General features: G+C 72.8%; 19 protein-coding genes and 2 tRNA genes. 13 read left to right on the forward strand and 8 right to left on the reverse strand.

Going from position 1 to position 20,468, the window contains the following annotated elements:
* Positions 1-32: 32 nt before the first annotated feature.
* Positions 33-1,844: an MDR family MFS transporter gene (locus EDF20_RS13040; protein ID WP_133739047.1), complete on the reverse strand. Its 1,812-nt coding sequence runs from the start codon at positions 1,842-1,844 to the stop codon at positions 33-35.
* A 524-nt stretch (positions 1,845-2,368) separates the two neighbouring features.
* On the opposite strand from EDF20_RS13040, the gene EDF20_RS13045 reads away from it, so the two are divergent.
* Positions 2,369-3,022 carry a M15 family metallopeptidase gene (locus EDF20_RS13045; protein ID WP_233569025.1) on the forward strand — a complete coding sequence of 218 codons (654 nt, stop codon included), beginning with the start codon at positions 2,369-2,371 and terminating at the stop codon, positions 3,020-3,022.
* A gap of 129 nt (positions 3,023-3,151) precedes the next feature.
* Here the strand turns inward: EDF20_RS13045 and pgm are convergent, their stop codons facing one another.
* Positions 3,152-4,771: a phosphoglucomutase (alpha-D-glucose-1,6-bisphosphate-dependent) gene (gene pgm, locus EDF20_RS13050; protein ID WP_123547096.1), complete on the reverse strand. Its 1,620-nt coding sequence runs from the start codon at positions 4,769-4,771 to the stop codon at positions 3,152-3,154.
* Between the two features lie 123 nt (positions 4,772-4,894).
* On the opposite strand from pgm, the gene pheA reads away from it, so the two are divergent.
* On the forward strand, positions 4,895-5,845 hold the full coding sequence (pheA, locus tag EDF20_RS13055; protein ID WP_133738963.1) for a prephenate dehydratase: 951 nt from the start codon (positions 4,895-4,897) through the stop codon (positions 5,843-5,845).
* Positions 5,846-5,916: 71 nt separating this feature from the next.
* On the opposite strand, the gene EDF20_RS13060 is transcribed toward pheA, so the two are convergent.
* Complete coding sequence (locus EDF20_RS13060; RefSeq protein ID WP_123547094.1) at positions 5,917-6,936, reverse strand: diacylglycerol kinase family protein; 1,020 nt, start codon at positions 6,934-6,936, stop codon at positions 5,917-5,919.
* A 126-nt stretch (positions 6,937-7,062) separates the two neighbouring features.
* Here EDF20_RS13060 and serS point away from each other — a divergent pair, with 126 nt between their 5' ends.
* The 3 genes from serS (at position 7,063) to EDF20_RS13075 (ending at position 9,447) form a co-directional block, all read left to right on the forward strand.
* Positions 7,063-8,328 carry a serine--tRNA ligase gene (gene serS, locus EDF20_RS13065; RefSeq protein ID WP_133738964.1) on the forward strand — a complete coding sequence of 422 codons (1,266 nt, stop codon included), beginning with the start codon at positions 7,063-7,065 and terminating at the stop codon, positions 8,326-8,328.
* On the forward strand, positions 8,325-9,215 hold the full coding sequence (locus EDF20_RS13070) for an HAD family hydrolase (protein ID WP_243833490.1): 891 nt from the start codon (positions 8,325-8,327) through the stop codon (positions 9,213-9,215). The genes serS and EDF20_RS13070 overlap by 4 nt, the downstream gene beginning before the upstream one ends.
* 144 nt (positions 9,216-9,359) lie before the next feature.
* Positions 9,360-9,447, forward strand: a tRNA-Ser gene (locus tag EDF20_RS13075).
* A gap of 79 nt (positions 9,448-9,526) precedes the next feature.
* Here the strand turns inward: EDF20_RS13075 and arfB are convergent.
* Together arfB and EDF20_RS13085 are read right to left on the reverse strand one after the other, a co-directional pair.
* Positions 9,527-9,949 carry an alternative ribosome rescue aminoacyl-tRNA hydrolase ArfB gene (gene arfB, locus EDF20_RS13080; protein ID WP_123547092.1) on the reverse strand — a complete coding sequence of 141 codons (423 nt, stop codon included), beginning with the start codon at positions 9,947-9,949 and terminating at the stop codon, positions 9,527-9,529.
* 67 nt (positions 9,950-10,016) lie between these two features.
* Positions 10,017-10,469 carry a hypothetical protein gene (locus tag EDF20_RS13085; RefSeq protein WP_123547091.1) on the reverse strand — a complete coding sequence of 151 codons (453 nt, stop codon included), beginning with the start codon at positions 10,467-10,469 and terminating at the stop codon, positions 10,017-10,019.
* A gap of 160 nt (positions 10,470-10,629) precedes the next feature.
* On the opposite strand from EDF20_RS13085, the gene EDF20_RS13090 reads away from it, so the two are divergent.
* Positions 10,630-11,010 carry an HIT family protein gene (locus EDF20_RS13090; RefSeq protein WP_199732356.1) on the forward strand — a complete coding sequence of 127 codons (381 nt, stop codon included), beginning with the start codon at positions 10,630-10,632 and terminating at the stop codon, positions 11,008-11,010.
* Positions 11,011-11,111: 101 nt separating this feature from the next.
* Here the strand turns inward: EDF20_RS13090 and EDF20_RS13095 are convergent, their stop codons facing one another.
* Entirely contained in the window at positions 11,112-11,651 is a 540-nt protein-coding gene (locus tag EDF20_RS13095) for a TetR/AcrR family transcriptional regulator (protein WP_133738965.1), read from the reverse strand.
* Positions 11,652-11,704: 53 nt separating this feature from the next.
* On the opposite strand from EDF20_RS13095, the gene EDF20_RS13100 reads away from it, so the two are divergent.
* Positions 11,705-12,430, forward strand: a complete 726-nt coding sequence (locus tag EDF20_RS13100) for an MBL fold metallo-hydrolase (RefSeq protein ID WP_133738966.1) — start codon at positions 11,705-11,707, stop codon at positions 12,428-12,430.
* A gap of 617 nt (positions 12,431-13,047) precedes the next feature.
* Positions 13,048-14,088 carry a glycoside hydrolase family 6 protein gene (locus tag EDF20_RS13105; protein WP_158614648.1) on the forward strand — a complete coding sequence of 347 codons (1,041 nt, stop codon included), beginning with the start codon at positions 13,048-13,050 and terminating at the stop codon, positions 14,086-14,088.
* Between the two features lie 308 nt (positions 14,089-14,396).
* On the opposite strand, the gene EDF20_RS13110 is transcribed toward EDF20_RS13105, so the two are convergent.
* Positions 14,397-15,560 (reverse strand): Gfo/Idh/MocA family oxidoreductase, encoded by a 1,164-nt coding sequence (locus tag EDF20_RS13110; protein ID WP_133738968.1) that lies wholly within the window; start codon positions 15,558-15,560, stop codon positions 14,397-14,399.
* On the reverse strand, positions 15,557-16,360 hold the full coding sequence (locus EDF20_RS13115) for a sugar phosphate isomerase/epimerase (RefSeq protein WP_123547085.1): 804 nt from the start codon (positions 16,358-16,360) through the stop codon (positions 15,557-15,559). The genes EDF20_RS13110 and EDF20_RS13115 overlap by 4 nt, the downstream gene beginning before the upstream one ends.
* A 166-nt stretch (positions 16,361-16,526) precedes the next feature.
* Between EDF20_RS13115 and EDF20_RS13120 the strand changes: the two genes are divergently transcribed.
* The 5 genes from EDF20_RS13120 to EDF20_RS13135 all read left to right on the forward strand — a co-directional run bounded on the left by EDF20_RS13120 (position 16,527) and on the right by EDF20_RS13135 (position 20,461).
* Positions 16,527-17,720 carry a mannosyltransferase family protein gene (locus EDF20_RS13120; RefSeq protein WP_133738969.1) on the forward strand — a complete coding sequence of 398 codons (1,194 nt, stop codon included), beginning with the start codon at positions 16,527-16,529 and terminating at the stop codon, positions 17,718-17,720.
* Positions 17,721-17,913: 193 nt separating this feature from the next.
* Positions 17,914-19,320: an LCP family protein gene (locus EDF20_RS13125; protein WP_243833491.1), complete on the forward strand. Its 1,407-nt coding sequence runs from the start codon at positions 17,914-17,916 to the stop codon at positions 19,318-19,320.
* Positions 19,321-19,860: 540 nt separating this feature from the next.
* Positions 19,861-19,950 (forward strand) — tRNA-Ser (locus EDF20_RS13130).
* 266 nt (positions 19,951-20,216) lie between these two features.
* Entirely contained in the window at positions 20,217-20,375 is a 159-nt protein-coding gene (locus tag EDF20_RS15760; RefSeq protein ID WP_158614647.1) for a hypothetical protein, read from the forward strand.
* Positions 20,372-20,461: a potassium-transporting ATPase subunit F gene (locus EDF20_RS13135; RefSeq protein ID WP_133738971.1), complete on the forward strand. Its 90-nt coding sequence runs from the start codon at positions 20,372-20,374 to the stop codon at positions 20,459-20,461. Before EDF20_RS15760 ends, EDF20_RS13135 begins: the two co-directional genes overlap by 4 nt.
* Positions 20,462-20,468: the final 7 nt, after the last annotated feature.

The following is a 20,468-nucleotide window of genomic DNA, read 5'->3' on the forward strand; positions in this document are numbered from 1 at the left end:
AGTCACTTCATGGCGGGTGCGACGGACCCGGGTCAGGCGGATCGGTCCGAGAACGGCCCGCCTGACCCGGGGCGGTCCGAGGACGGCCCGCCCGACGCGGGTCGCTCCGCCGACGGCCCGTCGCTCTCGACGACCGGGACGCTGCCCGTCGTCGGCGCGACCAGCGCGCCCGACGCGGCCGCCGCCTCCTGCGCTGCCAGCTCGGCCGCGAGCCGGTCGTCGTTCGCCTCGTCGATGGCCGACTTCTGCCGCAGCGGCGTCGCCTTGAGGAAGAAGCTGAGCACGAAGGCGACCAGCACGATGCCGAGCGCGACCCAGAACACGGTGACGGTCGCCTGCGCGAACCCGTCGAGGAACGGCGCCGCCAGTCGGCTGTCGGCCGTGGTGAGGAACGACGTGTTGCCGTTCAGCGCCCCGCCGACCTGCGACGAGTCGCCGTTCTGTGCCGCCTGGTAGAGGCCGAGGATGCTCGCGTTCGCGCTGTCGGCGGTGACGTTCGGGTCGGCCAGTGCCGCCTGGGCGTCGCGCTGCAGGGCAGGGTCGGCGAACGCCGCGGCGATCGTCTGCGGGATCCGCGAGAAGAGCACCGAGAACAGCACGGCGGTGCCGAGCGTGCCGCCGATCTGGCGGAAGAACGTCGACGCCGAGGTGGCCACGCCGATGTCGCGCGGGCCGACCGAGTTCTGCGACGCGATGGTGAGCGTCTGCATCAGCTGCCCGAGGCCGAGGCCGATCAGCAGCATGCCGATCATCATGAACCAGTAGGGCTTGTCGTACGAGAGGTTCGTGAACCAGAAGAAGCCGAGCGACATGAACGCGGTGCCCGTGATCGGGAAGATGCGGTAGCGGCCGGTCCGCGAGATGAGCTGGCCCGAGACGATCGACGAGATCATCAGCCCGGCGATCATCGGCAGCATCTGGAAGCCGCTCTCGGTCGGCGTCGAGCCGAGCACCAGCTGCAGGTAGAGCGGCACGGTCAGCAGCGCGCCGAACATGCCGAAGCCGACCAGCACGCCGAGCACGGTCGCCATCGAGAAGGTGGCGTTGCGGAACAGCTTCAGCGGGATGAGCGCGTCGTCGCCCATCGCCCGCTCGACCATGACGAACGAGACGATGCCGATCGCGCCGATCACGTAGCAGGCGAAGGCGCCGGGCGACGACCAGCCCCACTCGCGGCCCTGCTCGGCGACGAGCAGCAGGGGCACGGCGGCGACGATGACCGAGGCCGCGCCCCACCAGTCGATGCGGACGTTCTCGCGACGCACCTGGCCGGGGATGTGCAGGAACCGCACGACGATCGCCAACGCGACGACGCCGATCGGCAGGTTGACGAGGAACACCCAGCGCCAGCCGGTGACGAACAGGATCTGGTCGGCGCCCGCGAAGAGCCCGCCCACCAGCGGGCCGATCACGCTCGAGATGCCGAACACGGCGAGGAAGTAGCCCTGGTACTTGGCGCGTTCGCGCGGAGCGAGGATGTCGCCCATGATCGTCAGCGGCAGCGCCATCAGGCCGCCGGCGCCCATGCCCTGCACGGCACGGAACAGCGCGAGCTGGTACATGCTCGTCGAGAAGCCGGCCAGCAGCGAGCCCAGCAGGAAGATCGAGATCGCGATGAGGAACAGCGGCCGACGCCCGAAGATGTCGGACAGCTTGCCGTAGATCGGCGTCGAGATCGTCGAGACGATCAGGTATGCGGTGGTCACCCACGCCTGCAGGCTCAGCCCGTCGAGGTCGTCGGCGATGGTCCGCATCGACGTGCCGACGATCGTCTGGTCGAGCGCCGACAGGAACATGCCCGCCATCAGGCCGAAGATCACGAAGAGGATCTGGCGGTGGGTCATCAGCCCCTGTCGCTCCGCGGGTGCCGAGGAGGCGGTGGTCGCAGGGGAGGAGGAGGCGGTGGTTCTCGACATGGCGCGGCGTCCTTCGGAGGGAACGAGGTGGTGGGGCTGCGGAGCAGGGCGGGGGCTGCTGGACCGGGCGTGGGCTGCGGAACGGGAGGAGCGAGGCGGCGACGCTGCAGCCGAGGGAGGCGCACCGAACGTGCGCAGACCGCAAAAGTACTGCACCGGCACGGCTTCCACCAGACGTGGCGGCGAGCCTGGGGACGCAGCGGGCCGAGCGGCTGCCGGGGGAGGAGCCGTAGCCTGGTGCGATGCCGTCCTCCCGCCGTCGCCGACCGTCGCATCACCGCTCGTCGGCGTCGGCCCCGCTGGCCGGGCTCGCGCTGGCCCTGGTGACGGCTGCGCTCGCGGGATGCACCTCGGGTGCCGCGCCGGACGCGAGCACGAGTGCGAGGCCGAGCGCGCCTCCTTCGTCGTCTGTTCCCGCCGCGACCGCCGAGCCCTCCGAGGAGCCTGCCCCCGTGACCAGCCCCGCCGAGCCCCCGACGCCCGCCGCGCCCGCCTTCGACAAGTCGGCGATGTCGATCGACGACCCCGCGAGCCTCTGGGTCGTGAGCGACAAGCTGAGGCCGCTGAGCCCGATCGACTACGTGCCGAGCGACCTCGTCACGATCGACGTGGCGTCGCAGAACCCTCCCGTGTTCCGTCGCGAGGCCGGCGACGCCCTGCTCGCGCTGTTCGCTGCGGGGGAGGCGGAGGGGGCCGGACAGTTCCAGGTGCAGAGCGCGTACCGGTCGTACGCCACGCAGGTGAGCGTCTACCAGGGCTGGGTCGACCGGCTCGGCCAGGCGCAGGCGGACATCCAGAGCGCTCGCCCCGGGCACAGCGAGCACCAGACGGGCCTCGTCGCCGACATCAGCCCGATCCCGCTGAGCTGCGCCCTGCAGGCCTGCTTCGGCGACACCGCCCAGGGGCAGTGGCTCGCCGCCAACGCGTGGCGCTACGGCTGGCTGCTGCGCTACCCGGCCGACAAGACGGCCGTCACGGGGTTCACCTACGAGCCGTGGCACTTCCGCTACGTGGGGGTGCCGCTCGCGACCGAGCTGCACACGACCGGCGTGACGACGCTCGAGGAGTTCTTCGGGCTGCCGGCCGCGCCGACCTACGCCGGCTGAGCCGCCGCCGCCGCCGCGCAGAACCTCCGCAAAACGGACGACTCGCCGCGGGGCCCCGCGTCAAGTCGTCCCTTTCGCGTCGCAACGCCCGCGGCAGGCCGGTCGGCCTGCCGCGGGCGGCGGGGCTGGCTAGGCGCCGAGCGCCGCGTCGACGATCTGCTTGGCCTCGGCCTGCACTCGCTTGAGGTGCTCGGGGCCCTCGAACGACTCGGCGTAGATCTTGTAGACGTCCTCGGTGCCGCTCGGGCGGGCCGCGAACCACGCCTTGTCGGTGACCACCTTGAGGCCGCCGACCGCAGCCCCGTTGCCCGGCGCCTCCGCCAGCTTGGCCGTGATGGGGTCGCCGGCGAGCTCGGTCGCCGTGATGTCGTCGCCGCTCAGCTTGCCGAGGCGTGCCTTCTGCTCCTTGCTGGCGGCGGCGTCGACGCGCTCGTAGACGGGGTCGCCGAACTCCTCGGTCAGCTCTGCGTAGAGCTGCGAGGGGGTCTTGCCGGTGACGGCGATGATCTCGCTGGCGAGCAGCGCGAGCAGGATGCCGTCCTTGTCGGTCGTCCAGACCGTGCCGTCCTTGCGCAGGAACGACGCCCCCGCGCTCTCCTCGCCGCCGAAGGCGACCGAGCCGTCGACCAGGCCGGGCACGAACCACTTGAAGCCGACCGGCACCTCCCACAGGCGACGGCCGTGCTTCTCGGCGACCCGGTCGATGATGCTCGACGACACGAGCGTCTTGCCGATGGCGGCGTCGTCGCGCCACTGCGGGCGGTGCGTGTAGAGGTAGTCGATGGCGACCGCGAGGTAGTGGTTGGGGTTCATCAGGCCGCCGTCGGGCGTGACGATGCCGTGGCGGTCGGCGTCGGCGTCGTTGCCCGTGAGCACGTCGAACTCGTCCTTGCGGTGCACGACGCTGGCCATCGCGGAGGCGCTCGACGGGTCCATCCGGATCTTGCCGTCCCAGTCGAGCGTCATGAAGCGCCAGGTCGGGTCGACGCCGGGGTTCGTGACCGTCAGGTCGAGGCCGTAGACGTCGCGGATGGCGCCCCAGTACTCGACGCTCGCGCCGCCCAGGGGGTCGGCGCCGATCTTCACGCCGGCCGCCTTGATGGCGTCGATGTCGATGACGTTGATCAGGTCGCCCACGTAGCCGCGCAGGAAGTCGTGCCGCCCGGCGCTGCCGTCGGCCTTGACGACGTCGACGTTGCCCGCGGCGATGATCTCGTTCGCGCGGTTCGCGATCCACGACGTGGCGTCGCTGTCGGCAGGCCCGCCGTGCGGAGGGTTGTACTTGAAGCCGCCGTCGCGGGGCGGGTTGTGGCTGGGGGTGACGACGATGCCGTCGGCCTTCTCGGTGTTGGCCGGGTCGGCGTTGTGCACGAGGATCGCGTGGCTCAGCGCGGGCGTCGGCACGTAGCCGCCGTCGGCGTCGGCGAGCACGTGCACGCCGTTGCCGACGAGCACCTCGATCGCCGTGCGCTCGGCGGGGGCGCTGAGCATGTGGGTGTCGCGCCCGATGAAGAGGGGGCCGGTGATGCCCTGGCCGGCGCGGTACTCGACGATCGCCTGCGTGATCGCGGCGATGTGCGTCTCGTTGAAGGCGGTGTCGAGCGACGAGCCGCGGTGGCCCGAGGTGCCGAAGACGACCTTCTGCTCGGGCACCGACACGTCGGGGACCAGCGAGTAGTAGGCGTCGACGAGCTCACCGGTGTCGATGAGGTCGCTGTCGAGTGCGGGGGTGCCTGCGCGATCGGTCATGCGCTCATCCTGGCACCAGCCGCCGACCTCCGTCGCTGCCCGGCCACGGCGCTCAGCAGGCTCTCGGACATCAGCAGGCCCTCGGACGTCAGCAGGCCCTAGGTCGTCAGTAGGCTCTCCGTCATGCCGACCCCCGCCTCCTCGTCGACCTACAGCTACCTCGGCCCGGCCGGCACCTTCACGGAGGCGGCCCTCAAGCAGGTGCCCGAGGCCGCGGGCGCCGAGTGGCGCAGCGTGAACAACGTGGGCGAGGCGCTCGCCGACGTCGTGTCGGGCCGCAGCGTCGCCGCCATGATCGCGATCGAGAACAGCGTCGAGGGCGGCGTCTCGGCCACCCAGGACGCCCTGGCCACCGTGCCCGGCCTCCGCATCGTCGGCGAGTACCTGGTCGCGGTCGACTTCGTGCTCGTCGCGCGTCCGGGCACCCGCCTCGAGGAGGTGCGGGTCGTCAACGCGCACCCGGTCGCCTACGCGCAGACCCACCTCTGGCTCGAGGCGAACCTGCCGGGGCACGGGCACCTGCCGGCGACCTCGAACGTCGCCGCGGCGGCCGACCTGCTGTCGACGCCGGCCGGCGCAGGCCGCGCGGACGCCGCGGTGGCCCCGCCCACGATCACCGAGCACCACGACGTCGAGGTGCTGGCCCGCGAGATCGGCGACAACCGCAACGCCGTGACTCGCTTCGTGCTCGTCAGCCGCACCGTCCCGGTGCCTCCCGCGACGGGCGCCGACAAGACGAGCATCATCGTCGAGCTGCCCGAGGACGGCGCGGGCGCGCTCGTCGACATGCTCGAGCAGTTCGCGACCCGGGGCATCAACCTCAGCCTGATCCAGTCGCGGCCGATCGGCGACGCCCTCGGCCGGTACCGCTTCGTGATCGACCTCGAGGGGCACGTGCTCGACGAGCGCGTGGCCGACGCGCTGCTCGGGCTCAAGCGGTTCAGCCCCAACGTGATGTTCCTCGGGTCGTACCCCCGGGCCGACGCCCGCCCGGTCGTCGTCGTGCCGCGCTACGACGACGACGCGTTCGTCGACGCGCGCGACTGGCTCCGCGGGCTGGTCTCGGGAGTCTGAGCCGCACCTCCTCGGCACGAGCGCGCCTCTCCGTCGTGCCTGACGGTTGGGAGCGGAGGAGGCGCGGGTCGTCAGGCCGGGACGCGCACGGTCAGGGCCCCGGGGTCGACCCACGTCTTGATGGCGACGGCCTTGCCGACCGAGTCGCCGTCCATCTCGAAGTCCTGCGGCTCGTCGAGGCGCACGACGATCTCGCGCCCCTTCGAGTAGCGGACCGTGCGCACCTCGCGGCTGTGCGCCATGATCTTGCGTCCGACGGAGCTGCGACGCAGCACTCCGTTCTCCCACACGATCTTGACCCAGATCTGCACCCAGCCGAAGAAGCCGTCGGGGCGCAGGGCGACGATGTCGAAGACGCCGTCGTCGACCGCGGCGTCGGGCAACAGCATAATGTTGCCGGGCAGCAGCCCGCAGTTGCCGACGAGCACCGTGTGGGCACGCATCGTCTTGCGGCCCTGGCCGTCGAGGTCGTACCGGATGACCATGCTGTTGTCGTCGCGGAGCGAGCGCGCGATGGCGTCGACGTAGGCGAGCCAGCCGACGCGGGCCTTGAGCTTCGGGTTGGTGTTGGCGAGCATCTTGGCGTCGAGGCCGATGCCGGCCATGACGACGAACGCGAAGCGCTCCCGCTCGCCGTTCTCGCGCTCGACGTCGACGAGCCCGAGGTCGATGGCGCGGTCGCGGCCGGAGAACGCGGTGGCGACGGAGCCGTCGAGGTGGTCGAGGTCGAGGTTCAGGTTGCGGGCCAGCAGGTTGCCCGTGCCGCTCGGCAGCAGGGCGATGGCGGCGTGCGAGCCCCGGAGCGCCTCGGCCACGGCGCGGACCGTGCCGTCGCCGCCGGCCGCGATGACGACGTCGGCGCCCTCGGCCACGGCCGTCGCGGTGATGCCGCCGCCGGGATCCTCGACGCTGGTCTCGTAGAAGCGGGTCGGCCCCCAGCCGGCCTCGGCCTCGTGGCGCAGCACGGCCGCGCGGACCCTCGCGATGTCGACCTTGATGGGGTTGTAGACGACGGCAGCCGTCTTCTGGACCGTCGCGGCGGCGGGCGCCGAGGAGGACTCGGCGGGCGAGGCGGCGGGGGAGGTCGTCATCCGCCCACCGTAACGGGCGGGCACGACGCGAGGCCTGCCTCCTGCGCCGCCTGGGGAAGGATGCGCGGTCCGCACCTGCGCCTGGGGAGAGCGCCGAGCGTCAGGGGGCGTCCATAAGATGGACCCGTGATCGATCCCCAGCTGCTGCGCGATGCCCCCGACGTGATCAAGACGAGCCAGCGGGCCCGAGGTGAGTCGGAGTCGCTGGTCGACGACGCGGTCGCCGCCGACGCCGCCCGTCGCTCGGCCATCGCCTCGTTCGAGGAGCTGCGGGCCGAGCAGAACGCGTTCGGCAAGACCGTCGCCAAGGCGCCGAAAGAGGAGAAGGCCGGTCTCGTCGCGCAGGCCCAGCAGCTGGCCGCCAAGGTGAAGGAGGCGCAGGCCGCGTCGACCGAGGCCGACACCGCCTTCGACAAGGCCGTCCGGTCGCTCGGCAACGTCGTCGTCGACGGCGTGCCCGCCGGCGGGGAGGAGAACTTCGCGACGCTCCGCGAGGTCGGCACCCGCCCCTCCTTCGACTTCGAGCCCCTCGACCACGCCGACCTCGGCGAGAAGCTCGGCGCGATCGACATCAAGCGCGGCACGAAGGTGTCGGGCTCGCGCTTCTACTTCCTGCGCGGCATCGGCGCCCGCCTCGAGCTCGCGCTGATGAACATGGCGCTCGACAGGGCGATCGAGAACGACTTCACGCCGCTGATCACGCCGACGCTGGTGCGGCCCGAGATCATGGCGGGCACCGGGTTCCTCGGCTCGCACTCCGACGAGGTCTACCACCTGCCCGCCGACGACCTCTACCTGACGGGCACGAGCGAGGTGGCCCTCGCCGGGTACCACTCGGACGAGATCCTCGACGTGACGGCCGGGCCCATCCGCTACGCCGGCTGGTCGACCTGCTACCGACGTGAGGCGGGCGCCGCCGGCAAGGACAACCGCGGCATCCTCCGCGTGCACCAGTTCAACAAGCTCGAGATGTTCAGCTACGTGCACCCCGACCAGGCCGAGCAGGAGCACGACGCGCTCGTCGCCCTGCAGGAGTCGATGATGCAGGCGCTCGGCCTCAACTACCGCGTGATCGACGTGGCCGCGGGCGACCTCGGCTCGAGCGCGGCGCGCAAGTTCGACATCGAGGCCTGGGTGCCGACGCAGGGCACCTACCGCGAGCTCAGCAGCACCTCGAACTGCACCACGTTCCAGGCTCGTCGCCTCGACACCCGCTACCGCACCGAGAGCGGCAAGACGGCGCCCGTCGCGACGCTGAACGGCACGCTCGCGACCACGCGCTGGCTGGTGGCGATCCTCGAGACGCACCAGCAGGCAGACGGCTCGGTCGTCGTGCCCGAGGCGCTGCGTCCGTGGCTCGGCGGCCTCGAGGTCATCGAGCCGGTCGCGTGAGCGCCGACGACATGACGACGGGCGAGAGCTCGAGCTGGGACGACGACACCCGCCGTCGGTCGGCCCCCGTGGCGGCGACCGTGTCGGCCGACGAGCGCTGGCTCGTCGCGCTCGACGTCGACGGCACGATCATGCAAGAAGGCGGCACCATCTCGGAGGCGGTGGCCGGCGAGATCACGCGCCTCGCCTCCCAGGGGCACGCGGTGATGATCGCGACCGGACGATCGGTGTCGATGACCCTGCCCGTGATGGACCGCCTCGGCCTCGTGTCCGAGTACGTCGTCTGCGCGAACGGAGCCATCACGCTGGGTCGCGACGAGTCGGCGCCGACCGGCTACTCGCAGTTCCACGTCGAGGAGTTCGACCCGACCGACGTGCTGACCACCATCCGCGAGGGCCTGCACGAGGCGGCCTACGCCGTCGAGGACCGCGACGGCGTCATGCGCTACTGCGGCTCGTTCCCCCAGGTGGAGCACACGGGCGGCGCCGAGAAGGTCGAGTTCGAGCAGCTCTTCGACATCGCGGCGACCCGCGTCGTCGTGGTGTCGCCGTCGCACGACACCGACGACTTCCTCGAGGTGGTCGAGCGGATGGGCCTGCAGAAGGTGAACTACAACGTCGGCTGGACGGCGTGGCTCGACATCGCGCCCGACGGCGTGACGAAGGCCACGGCCCTCGAGCGCGTGCGTGCCGACCTCGGCATCCCGCGCGAGCGCGTCCTCGCCGTGGGCGACGGCCGCAACGACATCGCCATGCTGCAGTGGGCCGCCGCCGAGGGCCGCGGCGTCTCGATGGGGCAGGCTCCCGACGACGTGCACGAGGTCGCCAACGAGCGCACCCGCACCGACCTCGACGACGGCCTCGCGGAGGCGCTCGCGCAGCTCTGAGCTGGCGCTGGCCGCTCGGAAGGGTGTGAGCCGACGAGAAGTGCTCTCCAGTAGCTGCCCGCGAGCAGTTCTCGCCGTTTCGTGGGCGGAGGGAGTGCCTCGGCTAGACTCGGCGCGGTCGCACCGGCTCCGGCGGGTGTGCCAGGAGGGCTGTCCGAGCGGCCGATGGAGCTTGTCTTGAAAACAAGTGGGCAGAGATGTCTCGTGGGTTCGAATCCCACGCCCTCCGCCACCACAGCCCGAGCAAGCAGCGAGACCAGCCGCGTCAGCCCGACCAACGCGCCGGCCTGCACCGCTGGCGTCGTGACGCTCTAGTCGTCCGTCGGGCGGCGGCGCTGCTGCTTCGTGGCCGAGCGCTCGTTCTTCGCGGTGAGCCGGCGGCGGTCCGAGCCGCGGGTGCGCCGGGTCGGACGCCGAGCTGCCGCGTCGGGAGCGAGTCCCGCTGCGACCACGTCGGCGAGCTTCGCCAGCGCGGTCTCGCGGTTGCGCAGCTGCGACCGCTGCTCGGACGACGTGACCGTCAGCACGCCGTCGACCAGTCGGCCGCCGAGACGGGCGAGCAGCAAGGCACGCTGGTCGTCGTTGACGGCGGCGGAGGAGGCGACGTCCCACGAGAGCTGCACCCGGCTGTCCGACGTGTTCACGTGCTGGCCTCCGGGGCCCGACGAGCGCGAGAACCGCCAGACGAGCTCGGCCGCGGGCACGGTGAGCGCGCGCGACACGACGAGGTCCATGCGGTCAGCTTCGCACGAGGCAGGCGCGGGCGGTGAGGGAGGCGCGGGTGGGGCTGGGGCGGCGCGGCTACGCGCCCTGCCCGGTCGCCTTCCGCAGCAGCGCCGCGATGACGGGGCTCGTCGTCTCGTCGACGCTCGCGAGCGCGTACGACGTCGGCCACATGTCGCCGTCGTCGAGCTGGGCCGCGTCCTGGAAGCCCATCGTCGAGTAACGGCCGCCGAACTTCGAGCCGGGCTGGAAGAACACGACGATCTTGCCGTCCGCGTCGGCGTACGAGGGGAACCCGTACCAGGTCTTGGGGGCGAGCATCGGGGCGTGCTCGAGGACCAGGGCGTGCAGTCCCTCGGCGACGACCCGCTCCTCCTCGGGCATCGCGGCGTGCGCGTCGAGGACCGCCTGCAGCTCGGCCGCTGCCTTGTCCGCGGACTTCTGCCGCTTGGCCTCGGCGCGCAGCTCGGCCGCGCGTTCCTTCATCGCCGCGCGCTCCTCCTTGCTGAAGCCCTGCTCGCCTGACGCCATGATGTGTTCCTCTCGTCGTGGACCTGTCGCCGCTGTTCGCGCAGCCGCAGCCGCAGCCGCAGCCGCAGCCGCAGCTCCGCGCACGGCAGCCGCGAGCGGGTCGCGCTCATCCTGGCCGCGCACCCCCGGCGCCACAAGTGCGCGCCCCTAGGGTGTGCACATGTCGTCGCCGTTCACGCGCATCCCCGCCGACCAGCACGTCGCCGCGAACGAGCTCGCCTTCGCGGTGCGGGACGCGAATCCCGTCTCGCCGGGCCACACGCTGGTCGTGCCGCGACGCGAGGTGGCGACCTGGTTCGACGCGACGGCGGACGAGCACGCTGCCCTCACAGCCCTGGTCGAGGAGGTGCGGCTGCAGCTGGACGACGAGCTCGCGCCCGACGGCTACACCCTCGGCGTCAACGTCGGGGAGGCGGCCGGCCAGACGGTCATGCACCTCCACGTGCACGTCATCCCTCGGTGGACGGGCGACGTGCCTGAGCCCCGCGGGGGAGTCCGCGGCGTCATCCCCGAGCGGCGCGACTACCCGCCGACGCCGTAGGCGGACAAGGCGGACAAGGCGGCCAAGGCGGCCGGGCAGGCAGGCAGGCGGCCGGGCAGGGGGCCAGGTGAGCTGTCGGAGCGGGGACGGCAGACCTGCCGTCAGGCGGTCGACACCGCCGCCACGATCCGCTCCGCCCCGAACCGCCAGGCGGCGTCGACGTCGCCGCCGAGGCCGAAGCCGCCGGCGAGCTCCATGCTCACGAAGCCGGCGGCCCAGGCGGTCACCGTGCGCGCCGCCTCCAACGCCCGGTCCTCGCCCGCGAGGGCGCCCGCGTGACGCAGGATCGGCCGACTCGTCGCCGCGCCGAACTCCGGCCGCGCGGTCGGGACGCCCGGCCCCGGCGTCATCACCAGCTGGAACGCCGCCGGCCGCTCGTGCCCGAACGCCCGGAAGCGGTCGACCAGGTCGCCCAGGTCGGCGCTCTCCTCGAGCCGCTCGCCCACCTCCTCGAGGGTCGCCTCCGCCACCAGCTGCACCAGCTGGTCCCGTCCCTGCACCCGCTTGTACAAGGAGGGGGCGCGCACGCCGACCCGCTGGGCCACCGCCTGCATGGTCAGGCCGGCCAGCCCCTCCGTCTCGAGCAGGTCGCGGGCGGCGCTGACGATGGCCTCCAAGGAGGTGCGGTCGGGAGTCGGCATCCGTCCACCATACCTATTGACCGTAGCCATGATGGCTATGTATCGTAGCCATCATGAAGATCAGCGAGCACGTCCACCGCCTCGGCAACGACATCGTCGCCTCCTACCTCGTCGTCACGCCCGAGGGCGTCACCGCCGTCGACGCCGGCCTGCCCGGCCACCGCCGAGAGCTGCTCGCCGAGCTCACCTCGCTCGGCCTCGGACCGGCCGACGTCGCCGGCGTGGTCCTGACGCACGGCGACTCCGACCACGTCGGCTTCGCCGAGTGGCTGCGCCGCGAGCACGGGGTGCCGGTCTACGTCCACGCGGCCGACGCCTCCCGCGCGAAGGGCGGCGACAAGCCCGCCGGTCTGAAGCAGCAGATGAAGATCGGCGCGATGCTGCAGTTCCTCACGTACTTCGTCCGCAAAGGCGGCGCACGCTCGGCCTGGCTCAGCGAGGTCGTCGAGGTGCACGACGGCGACGTGCTCGACCTGCCCGGCTCGCCACGCGTGATCAGCGTGCCCGGCCACTCGGAGGGCAGCATCGCCGTCCACGTGCCGCTCGCCGACGCCCTCTTCGTGGGCGACGCGCTGACGACCAGGCACGTGCTCACCGGCGCGGAGGGGCCGCAGCCGGCGCCCTTCACCGACGAGCCCGAGCGCGCCGTCGCGTCGCTGCGCGCCCTGGTCGACACGGGCGCGACGTGGGTGCTGCCCGGGCACGGCGCCCCCTGGGGCGGGGGAGTCGGCGCCGCGGTCGCCGCCGTCGAGGCCGCCGCCGCGCGCCGCGCCCGCTGACCCGCGCTGTCCGCTGCATGCGCTGACCCGCGCTGTCCGCTGCATGCGCTGACCCGCGCTGCGCGCTGACCCGCGCTGTCCGCCGCGCGCGCTGACCCGCCGCGGGCCAGTCGCCGCCGGCGGCGGCACCCCGAAGTGGACCATGCACCTCGTCGTTCGGGGGTGTCTGGTCCACTCCGGGGTGCGGGGCCGATCGAGGGTGCTCCGCGCGCGGACCGCTCGCCGATCACGGACGGACAGCGCGCATGCCTCGGCCGGACAGGACGCACACCGCTGGTGGACAGCACGCACGCCGCGGGCACCGAGGAGGCGCGCACCCGCCGTGCAGGATCGCTCGCGCCGGTCCCGCGCAGCGGGGACGAGCGACGTACCCCCACCCCCGAAGACGGGCGACGGGAGCCTCCGGACGGGGGGTGGGGGCGGATCCGGCGTCGTGGTGCACTGACGTCGTCGCCAGGCGGGCCGATCGAGGCCCGTCGGCCGGCGCCGAGGTCCAGCCGACGGCGCAGCACCTGCGACGCCGACGCCTGGTCGACGGCGCAGCACCCGCCCGGCCTCGGGAACCTCGTTCCCGGCTCCGGGACCCCGCACCCCTCATCACCCCGAAGGACCCGCCCGTGATCGACCTCGCCCGCGCGGGCGTCGTCGCCGGGGCCGTCGTCGCGCTCGCGGCCGGTCTCGTCGTCGCGCCTCCCGCCTCCTCGTCCCCCGGCTCGGCTGCGGAGGCCGCGGCTCCCCGCACGACCGCGACCACCACCTCCTCGACGATCCGCACCGCGTCGGCGGCGACCGTCTTCAAGGGCGGGCTGCACGTCGAGCAGCAAGGCCCCGCCGCCACGGCCGCGACCCAGCTCGCCGCCCAGGGGCGCACTGCCGACGCCGCCGCGGCCCGCACGATCGCGGCTCAGCCGATCGCGATCTGGCTCGGCTCCTGGTACGACGACGCGATGCTGGTGAAGGTGATCCAGCGGAACCTGGCCGCCGCCGAGGCGAAGGGGACGACGCCGGTGTTCGTCACGTACGACATCCCCGGGCGCGACTGCGGCGGGCACTCCGCAGGAGGCGCGGCGAGCGACGCCGCCTACCTGGCCTGGAACCAGAGGGTCGCGACCGCGCTCGCGGGGCACCGAGCCGTCGTGCTGGTCGAGCCCGACTCGCTGGGGCACCTCAGCTCGTGCCCGGCCCTGACCGCGACCCGGACCGCCACGATCGCGAGCGCCGTCGCCGCCTTCTCCCGCGCGGGGGTGCCGGCCTACCTCGACGGGGGCAACTCGAACTGGGTGAAGCCCGCCGACATGGCCGTGCGGCTGAAGGCGGCCGGGATCGACCAGGCCCGTGGCTTCTACACGAACGTGGCGAACTACTACCCGGTCGACCAGGAGCGGGCCTACGCCGACGCGGTCTCCGCCGCGACGGGCGGGGCGCGCTACGTGATCGACGTGTCGCGGAACGGGCGCGGGTGGAAGGGCACCTGGTGCAACGCCCCCGGCGCCGGACTCGGGCAGACGCCCCGCGTGGCGACCTCGGGGACGAGCGCGCTGGATGCCTTGCTCTGGGTCAAGACGCCGGGCGCGAGCGACGGCACGTGCAACGGCGGGCCCGCGGCGGGCGTGTGGTTCCCGTCGTACGCGACGGCGCTGGTCGCGAACCGGCGCTGAGGCTCGGGCCGGCGTGCGTGAGGCCCTCGGGCCCGTCGCACGCTGATCGGCTTCCTGCCCGTGTGCGCTCGGGGGCCGCACATGCCGACCGCAAGCGCCCTGCAGCCCCGATCGTGACCGGAAAACCCGCTGTTGCAAAGGGTGCGGTCGGCATTTGCGGAAAGCAGACCCGCCGCGCTCCGGGGAGGACGGTTCTGTCCGAGCAGGGGGCGGCGCAGCTGACCGACCGCAGACGCGCAGGAGGCGCGGCGCGAGCCTCGCTCGCACCGCGCCTCCTGCAGGCGGCCGGTCGTCCCGGCGGGCCCGACCTAGAGCGTGGCCTCGGACGGGTCCCAGGCCTCGGCGAGCGGCTCCGGCTTCGCGACCGTCGAGGCGACCTCGACGACCGAGCGCGACTCCGCGGCCTCGCTGACGGCGAGCAGCACGTCGAGCACGTGCGACGCGACGGCGCCGCTCGCGCGCTCGGCGTCGCCGCCGCGCAGCGCCCGGGCGAGGTCGAGCACGCCCGAGCCTCGGCCGTAGGTCGATCCCGCGGCCGTGAGGGTGCTCGGCTCGTCCTGGCCGAAGCGCCAGATCGTCGAGTCGCCCTCGAAGGTGTTGGGGTCGGGCAGCACGATGGTGCCCTCGGGGCCGCTGATCTCGACGAAGCCCATGCGGGGCAGCGCGTTCTGGAACGAGAAGGTCGACTGCGCCGACTGCCCGCCCTCGAACGAGATGAGCGCCGCGTGGTGCGTCGGGACCTCGACGGGGAACTCGGTGCCGGCACGGGGGCCGCTGCCGATCGAGCGCGTGGTGCGCGACGTCGACGAGACGGCGCTGACCGAGCTCGCGGCGCCGAACGCGTGCACGAGCGTCGTCACGTAGTACGGGCCCATGTCGAACAGGGGGCCCGCGCCCTTCGCGAAGAGGAACTCGGGGTCCGGGTGCCACGCGTCGGGCCCGGGCACGTGGAACAGCGTCGTCGCGGTCAGCGGCTCGCCGATGTCGCCGCGGGCGATCGCGCGCATCGCCGACTGGATGCCGGCGCCCAGCACGGTGTCGGGCGCGCAGGCGACGCGGACCCCGGCGGCGTCGGCCGCGGCCAGCAGGTCACTGCCCGAGGCGTGGTCGAGGGCCAGCGGCTTCTCGCTCCAGACGCTCTTGCCCGCGGCGACGATCTGGCGGCCGACCTCGGCGTGCACGGCGGGGATCGTCAGGTTGACGACGATCTCGATCTCGTCGATCGCCAGCAGCTCCTCGACGGTGCCGTGGCGGGGCACGCCGTACTCCTCGGCGCGCGACCGGGCACGGTCGGCGATCAGGTCGGCGACGAAGAGGACCTCGAGGTCGGGGAACTTCGTCATGTTCTCGAGGTAGGTGCCGCTGATGACGCCCGCGCCGACGACGCCGACGCCGACGCGGCCCGTGCGGCCGGTGCCGGTGCCCGTGCCGGTGCCCGTGCCGCCGGAGGCGCCCGTCTCGACGCCGGTCACTTGTCGTTCTCCGCGAGCCACGCGAGCGACTCGGCGATGCCGTCGAAGACGTCTGCGCTGTAGTCGTCGAACTCGACGACGCGCAGCGCGTGCGGCGCGGCGGCGAGCACGGCGGCGACGTCGACGTCGCCCTGGCCGGCGGGCGTCTGGTTCTTGAACGCGGCGGCGAGGGCCTCCGGCACCTCCAGGGCGCTCTCGCTGCTCGGCAGCGCGGTGGCGATGTCGCCCGAGATGCGGCCGTCCTTGACGTGCAGGAACTGGACGCGGTCGCCCAGCGACCGCAGCAGGGCGGGGGTGTCCATGCCGCCGACGGTCGACCAGAAGGTGTCGATCTCGAGCACGACGTCGTCGTTCAGGCGCTCGAGGAAGAACTCGTAGACGGGGCGCCCGTCGACCTTGTTCGCGAACTCCCACTGGTGGTTGTGGTAGCCGAACTTCAGTCCCGTGGCGGCCGCCTGCACCTGCAGCTCGTTGACGCGGTCGGCGATCGCGCGGGCGTCGTCGGCGGTCTGCCAGCGGTCGCTGGGGATGAAGGGGTCGATGACCGTGCCGACGCCGAGCTGGGCGGCGGCGGCGAAGGCGCGCTCGGGCTCGGTCGAGTCGATGACCGGCGCGTGGGCGGAGGGGGCGGTGACGCCCGAGGCGGCGAAGGCCTTCTCGAGCTCGTCAGCGCGGGCGACGAAGTCGTAGGGCTCGACCTTGGTGAAGCCGATCTCGGCGACGCGGGCGACGGCGCCCTGCAGGTCGGCCGAGATGGCGTCCCTGACCGTGTAGAGCTGGACGGAGGGTGACGAGGTCATGGCGAACTCCTTTGTCGTGGTGGATCTCGTGGTGGCCGGAGGGCCGGAGAGGAAGATCGAGGGCGTGCACGTCAACTCTGTCACTTCTGTCGACCCATGACAAAAGGTTCCCGACGATCGACAGGACGGAAGTCGGGATCGAGGAGGCGCCTCCTAGGCTGACCGGGTGCGCCTGCGACTCAGCCCCCGACTGCAGGGCGCCCCTCCCGTGGTCGTCGTGCTCGTGCTGTACGCCCTCTCGCGGCTCGTGTCGAGCGCCTGGCTCGGCGGCCTCTTCTCGCTCGCGACCTCGCAGGGCTGGGCGTTCGCCAGCTACCGCGCCGACCCGAGCTTCGCCTCCTTCTCGGGCTCGTGGGACGCCAGCTACTACCGGACCATCGCCCAGCAGGGCTACCCGACCGAGCTGCCCGTCGACGACGACGGCCACGTGCTGCCCAACCCGTGGGCGTTCCTGCCGGTGTTCCCGGGGCTCGTGCGCGGCGTCGCGTCCGTGCTCGGCGTCGACCTCGCCGGGAACGCCTTCTTCGCGATCGGCCTCGTCGTGGCCGTGGTCGCCGGAGGCGGCGCCGCGGTGCTGCTGCACAGGGTCGTCCTCGAGACGGTCGGCCCGCAGAGCGCCCTCTGGGCCGTCGCCCTGTTCTGCTTCGGGCCGCTCTCGTTCGTGCTGCAGGTCGCCTACGCCGAGAGCCTGATGCTGCTGCTCACCTTCGCGGCGCTGCTGGCACTGGTGCGCCGGCAGTACCCGCTGATGGTCCCGTTCGGCGTCGTCGCCGCCTTCACCCGGCCCGGCGTGCTGGCGCTCGCCCTGGCGCTCGCCGTGACCGCGGTCGTGCGGCTGCGACGCGAGGGGCGGGGGTTCAGGAGGCGCGAGCGCGTCTCGGTCGTCGTGGCCGGGCTGCTGATCTCGGCGGCGGGCCTCGCGTGGCCCGTGATCGCGGACCACGTGACCGGCCGCTCGGGCGCCTACCTCGACACCGAGCTCTCGTGGTGGGTCGGGTTCGTCGGGCGCCAGCACTTCGCCCCGCTGACGCCCTGGTTCGTGATGGCGGGCACGTTCCTCGGCGTGGCGGGGATCGTGCTCGTCGGGGTGGTGCTCGGCGTCGTGGCCTGGGCGTTCACCCGTCGCTCGACGCAGGCGATGGGCGTCGAGGTCGTGTCGTACGCCGCGAGCTACCTGCTCTACCTCGTCGCGGTCTTCCTGCCGCAGCAGAGCCTGCCGAGGTTGCTGCTGCCCGTCGCGCCGTTGCTCGGCCACCCCGTGGTCGTGGCCGTGCCGCGCCTCCGGTGGGTGCTGCTCGGGGTCGGCGTCGTGCTGCAGCCCGTGGCCGTCGTGCTGCTCTGGTTCGTCGGCTACCCCTGACGGACGGGTGCCGCCGGTCGGTCCTGCCGACGGGGTCGTGCTCCGCAGCCGGAGGCCCCCCGTTCTGGGCGACGGACCGTTTCGTCGGGTTCCGCCCGTTACGATGCCGTTCTGCCCGCCCATCGCGCAGGCACGATCCCCGCCGACCGTCACCGGGTCCGCGTCGTGCCCGCGTCGACCGAGAGGACTCCGCGTGACCGACGACCGCGACCGCACCGCCAGCCGCACCGAGAGCCGTACGGGCCGCCGCGCGGCCGAGACCTCGGGCCGCGGCGTCGCCCGTCACGGTCGCCTCCGGGCCACGGGTCCGCTCGGCACGATCGGCAAGGTCGTCGCCGGAGCCCTCGCCGTCGTGCTCGTGAGCGGGGCGTCCGTCGGGGCCATCGCGGCCTACCAGGTGCGCTCGGACCTCGGCACGGGCGTCGCGCTGCCCGCCGCGAAGGGGAAGACCCCGGTCGTCGCGTCCCCGCCGTCCGTCGACGCCTACCCGGGCGGCTTCAACGTGCTCGTCGTCGGCACCGACAACGACGCGGAACAGGACGAGGGCGCGTTCGGCAAGCGCGACGCCACCCTCAACGACGTCAACATCCTGCTGCACGTGTCGGCCGACCACTCCAACGCGACGGCCGTGAGCATCCCGCGCGACATGGTGGTCCCGATCCCCGCCTGCGCGAAGGAGGACGGCAGCGGCTACTACTCGGCCATGTCCGCCCGTCCGATGAACGAGGCGTACTCGTACGGCGGCCTCAGCTGCGTCGTGTCGACGGTGTCCGAGCTGACCGGCCTCGACATCCCCTTCGCGGGCATGATCTCGTTCAACGGCGTCATCGAGATGTCGAACGCCGTCGGCGGCGTCCCCGTCTGCGCCGCGACCCCGATCAAGGACCGCTACACCGGCCTCGACATCCAGGCCGGCGAGACGGTGCTCCAGGGCGAGCAGGCGCTGCAGTTCCTCCGCACGCGCCACGGCGTCGGCGACGGATCCGACCTCGGCCGCATCAGCAGCCAGCAGGTCTACCTGTCGTCGCTGCTGCGCACGGTCAAGAGCGCCGACACCCTCACGAACCCGACCAAGCTGTACTCCCTCGCCCGAGCGGCCGCGAGCAACATGACCCTCTCCGAGCAGCTCACCGACCTCGGCACCATGGTGCAGATCGGCTCGGCGCTGCGCGACCTCCCGCTCGACCAGGTCAACTTCGTCCAGTACCCCGGCACGACCGAGGGCACCGGCGTCTACGCGGGCAAGGTGCAGCCGATCACCTCGGTCGCGACGAAGCTCTTCGACGCGATCCGGGCCGACCAGCCGTTCACGCTCGAGGCAGGAAGCGAGGGGCTCGGCGCGGCGTCCGCCGCCACGGGCGACGCGGCTGCGGGCGACGCGGCTGCGGACGATGCTGCTGCGGGCGACGTCGCAGGAGGCGCCTCCGCGGCTCCCGAGGCTCCTGCTGCCTCCGCCTCCGGGACGCCTGCCCCCGCGGCCCCGGCGACCGGCACTCCGACCGACCCTGCCGTGGCTCCTGCCGGCCCGGAGGTCATCTCCGGCCTCACGGGCCAGTCGGCGGCCGAGCAGACCTGCTCGGTCGGCTTCCTGCAGAAGTAGTCCTGCCGACGGTGCCGGCGCGGTGCCCGGCGAGGCGGGGGAGAGGGCGTCCCGGCGAGTAACCAGCTCGCCGGGACGACCGGGGATCCCCGCGCGGGCGCCCGAACGCGCCGTGGGGGGCCCTGCGGTGCCGGGATCAGGGGTTCGGCACCGCAGGGGGTGTGACGTCGACGTCGTCGTCGACAGAGATGCCTCCGGTCGGTGCCGCGTCGGGGAGCGGCACAGCGTCGGGAAGTGCGTCGGAGGTCCGGGGCGGCGTCGTCGGGGGAGAGCCGCCGCGTCCGGGGACGCCCCGTGCTGCCGGGTGCTGCACGACTCCGCCGTCTCCGGCGCCAGGGGTACTCTATGAGTCGGCATATAGGTGGACAAGGCCGCGACGCCCCCCGAAAGGGGGATCAACGGGTGAAACACGGGTGAGCAGGCCCGCTCGTCGCGCCGAGGAGGTGCGGCTCGGCCCGCCGAGGAGGCGCGGTTCGGCAGATCGCGTCCGGCCCGCTATGATCGTGGGTGCGCCGTCACGTCCCGCACGAGACTGCGCATGGAGCCGTCGCATAGTTCGGCCTAGTGCACCACCCTGCTAAGGTGGAGTTCCCTTTGTGGGAACCGTGGGTTCAAATCCCACCGGCTCCGCGGGGCCCCGTCGCGTTGTGATCTCGCCAGATCGATGCACGGGGCCTTTTTCTTCGCCCCGGCGCGGTCGGACCAGTTCTTCGCCTCGGCGCGGTCGGACCAGGCGCCGCGGGGACGCAGGCCCCCCGAGCCGCACCGCGTCAGCGGACCGCGAGGATGCAGGCCCCTCTGTGCCGCACCGCGTCAGCGAACCGCGAGGATGCCGCCCGCCGCCGTAGGGAACCCGTGAGGACGGCCGTCCGGACCCGTGCGTCGGTGTCTGCTGGGTGACCGTGCCCCCGTGGGGCACGCGACCGGCGCCGCCGGCCGCACCCGCTCCTCCTGGACTCGGAGTCACCACCGTGCTCGACCTCGTCTACCTGCTCGCCATCGTCGCCGTCATGGCGGTCGTCGCCCTCGTGGCGAAGGGGGTGGAGCGCCTGTGACCGCCCTCGGCATCGTCGCGGTCGTCCTCGCCGTCGCCGCCCTCGTCTACTTCGTGGTCGCGCTCGTCGCGCCCGAGAGGTTCTAGGCGGCCG

It is taken from the genome of Frigoribacterium sp. PhB116 (genome assembly GCF_004364285.1).
Taxonomy (GTDB): Bacteria; Actinomycetota; Actinomycetes; order Actinomycetales; family Microbacteriaceae; genus Frigoribacterium.

Excerpts from the sequence above, each read along its gene's own strand:
- EDF20_RS13090 (WP_199732356.1), top strand. The coding sequence starts at position 10,630 with ATGTCGTCGCCGTTCACGCGCATCCCCGCCGACCAGCACGTCGCCGCG.
- pgm (WP_123547096.1), bottom strand. The coding sequence starts at position 4,771 with ATGACCGATCGCGCAGGCACCCCCGCACTCGACAGCGACCTCATCGAC.
- EDF20_RS13095 (WP_133738965.1), bottom strand. The coding sequence starts at position 11,651 with ATGCCGACTCCCGACCGCACCTCCTTGGAGGCCATCGTCAGCGCCGCC.
- pheA (WP_133738963.1), top strand. The coding sequence starts at position 4,895 with ATGCCGACCCCCGCCTCCTCGTCGACCTACAGCTACCTCGGCCCGGCC.
- EDF20_RS13115 (WP_123547085.1), bottom strand. The coding sequence starts at position 16,360 with ATGACCTCGTCACCCTCCGTCCAGCTCTACACGGTCAGGGACGCCATC.
- EDF20_RS13085 (WP_123547091.1), bottom strand. The coding sequence starts at position 10,469 with ATGGCGTCAGGCGAGCAGGGCTTCAGCAAGGAGGAGCGCGCGGCGATG.
- arfB (WP_123547092.1), bottom strand. The coding sequence starts at position 9,949 with ATGGACCTCGTCGTGTCGCGCGCGCTCACCGTGCCCGCGGCCGAGCTC.
- EDF20_RS13060 (WP_123547094.1), bottom strand. The coding sequence starts at position 6,936 with ATGACGACCTCCCCCGCCGCCTCGCCCGCCGAGTCCTCCTCGGCGCCC.
- EDF20_RS13100 (WP_133738966.1), top strand. The coding sequence starts at position 11,705 with ATGAAGATCAGCGAGCACGTCCACCGCCTCGGCAACGACATCGTCGCC.
- EDF20_RS13040 (WP_133739047.1), bottom strand. The coding sequence starts at position 1,844 with ATGACCCACCGCCAGATCCTCTTCGTGATCTTCGGCCTGATGGCGGGC.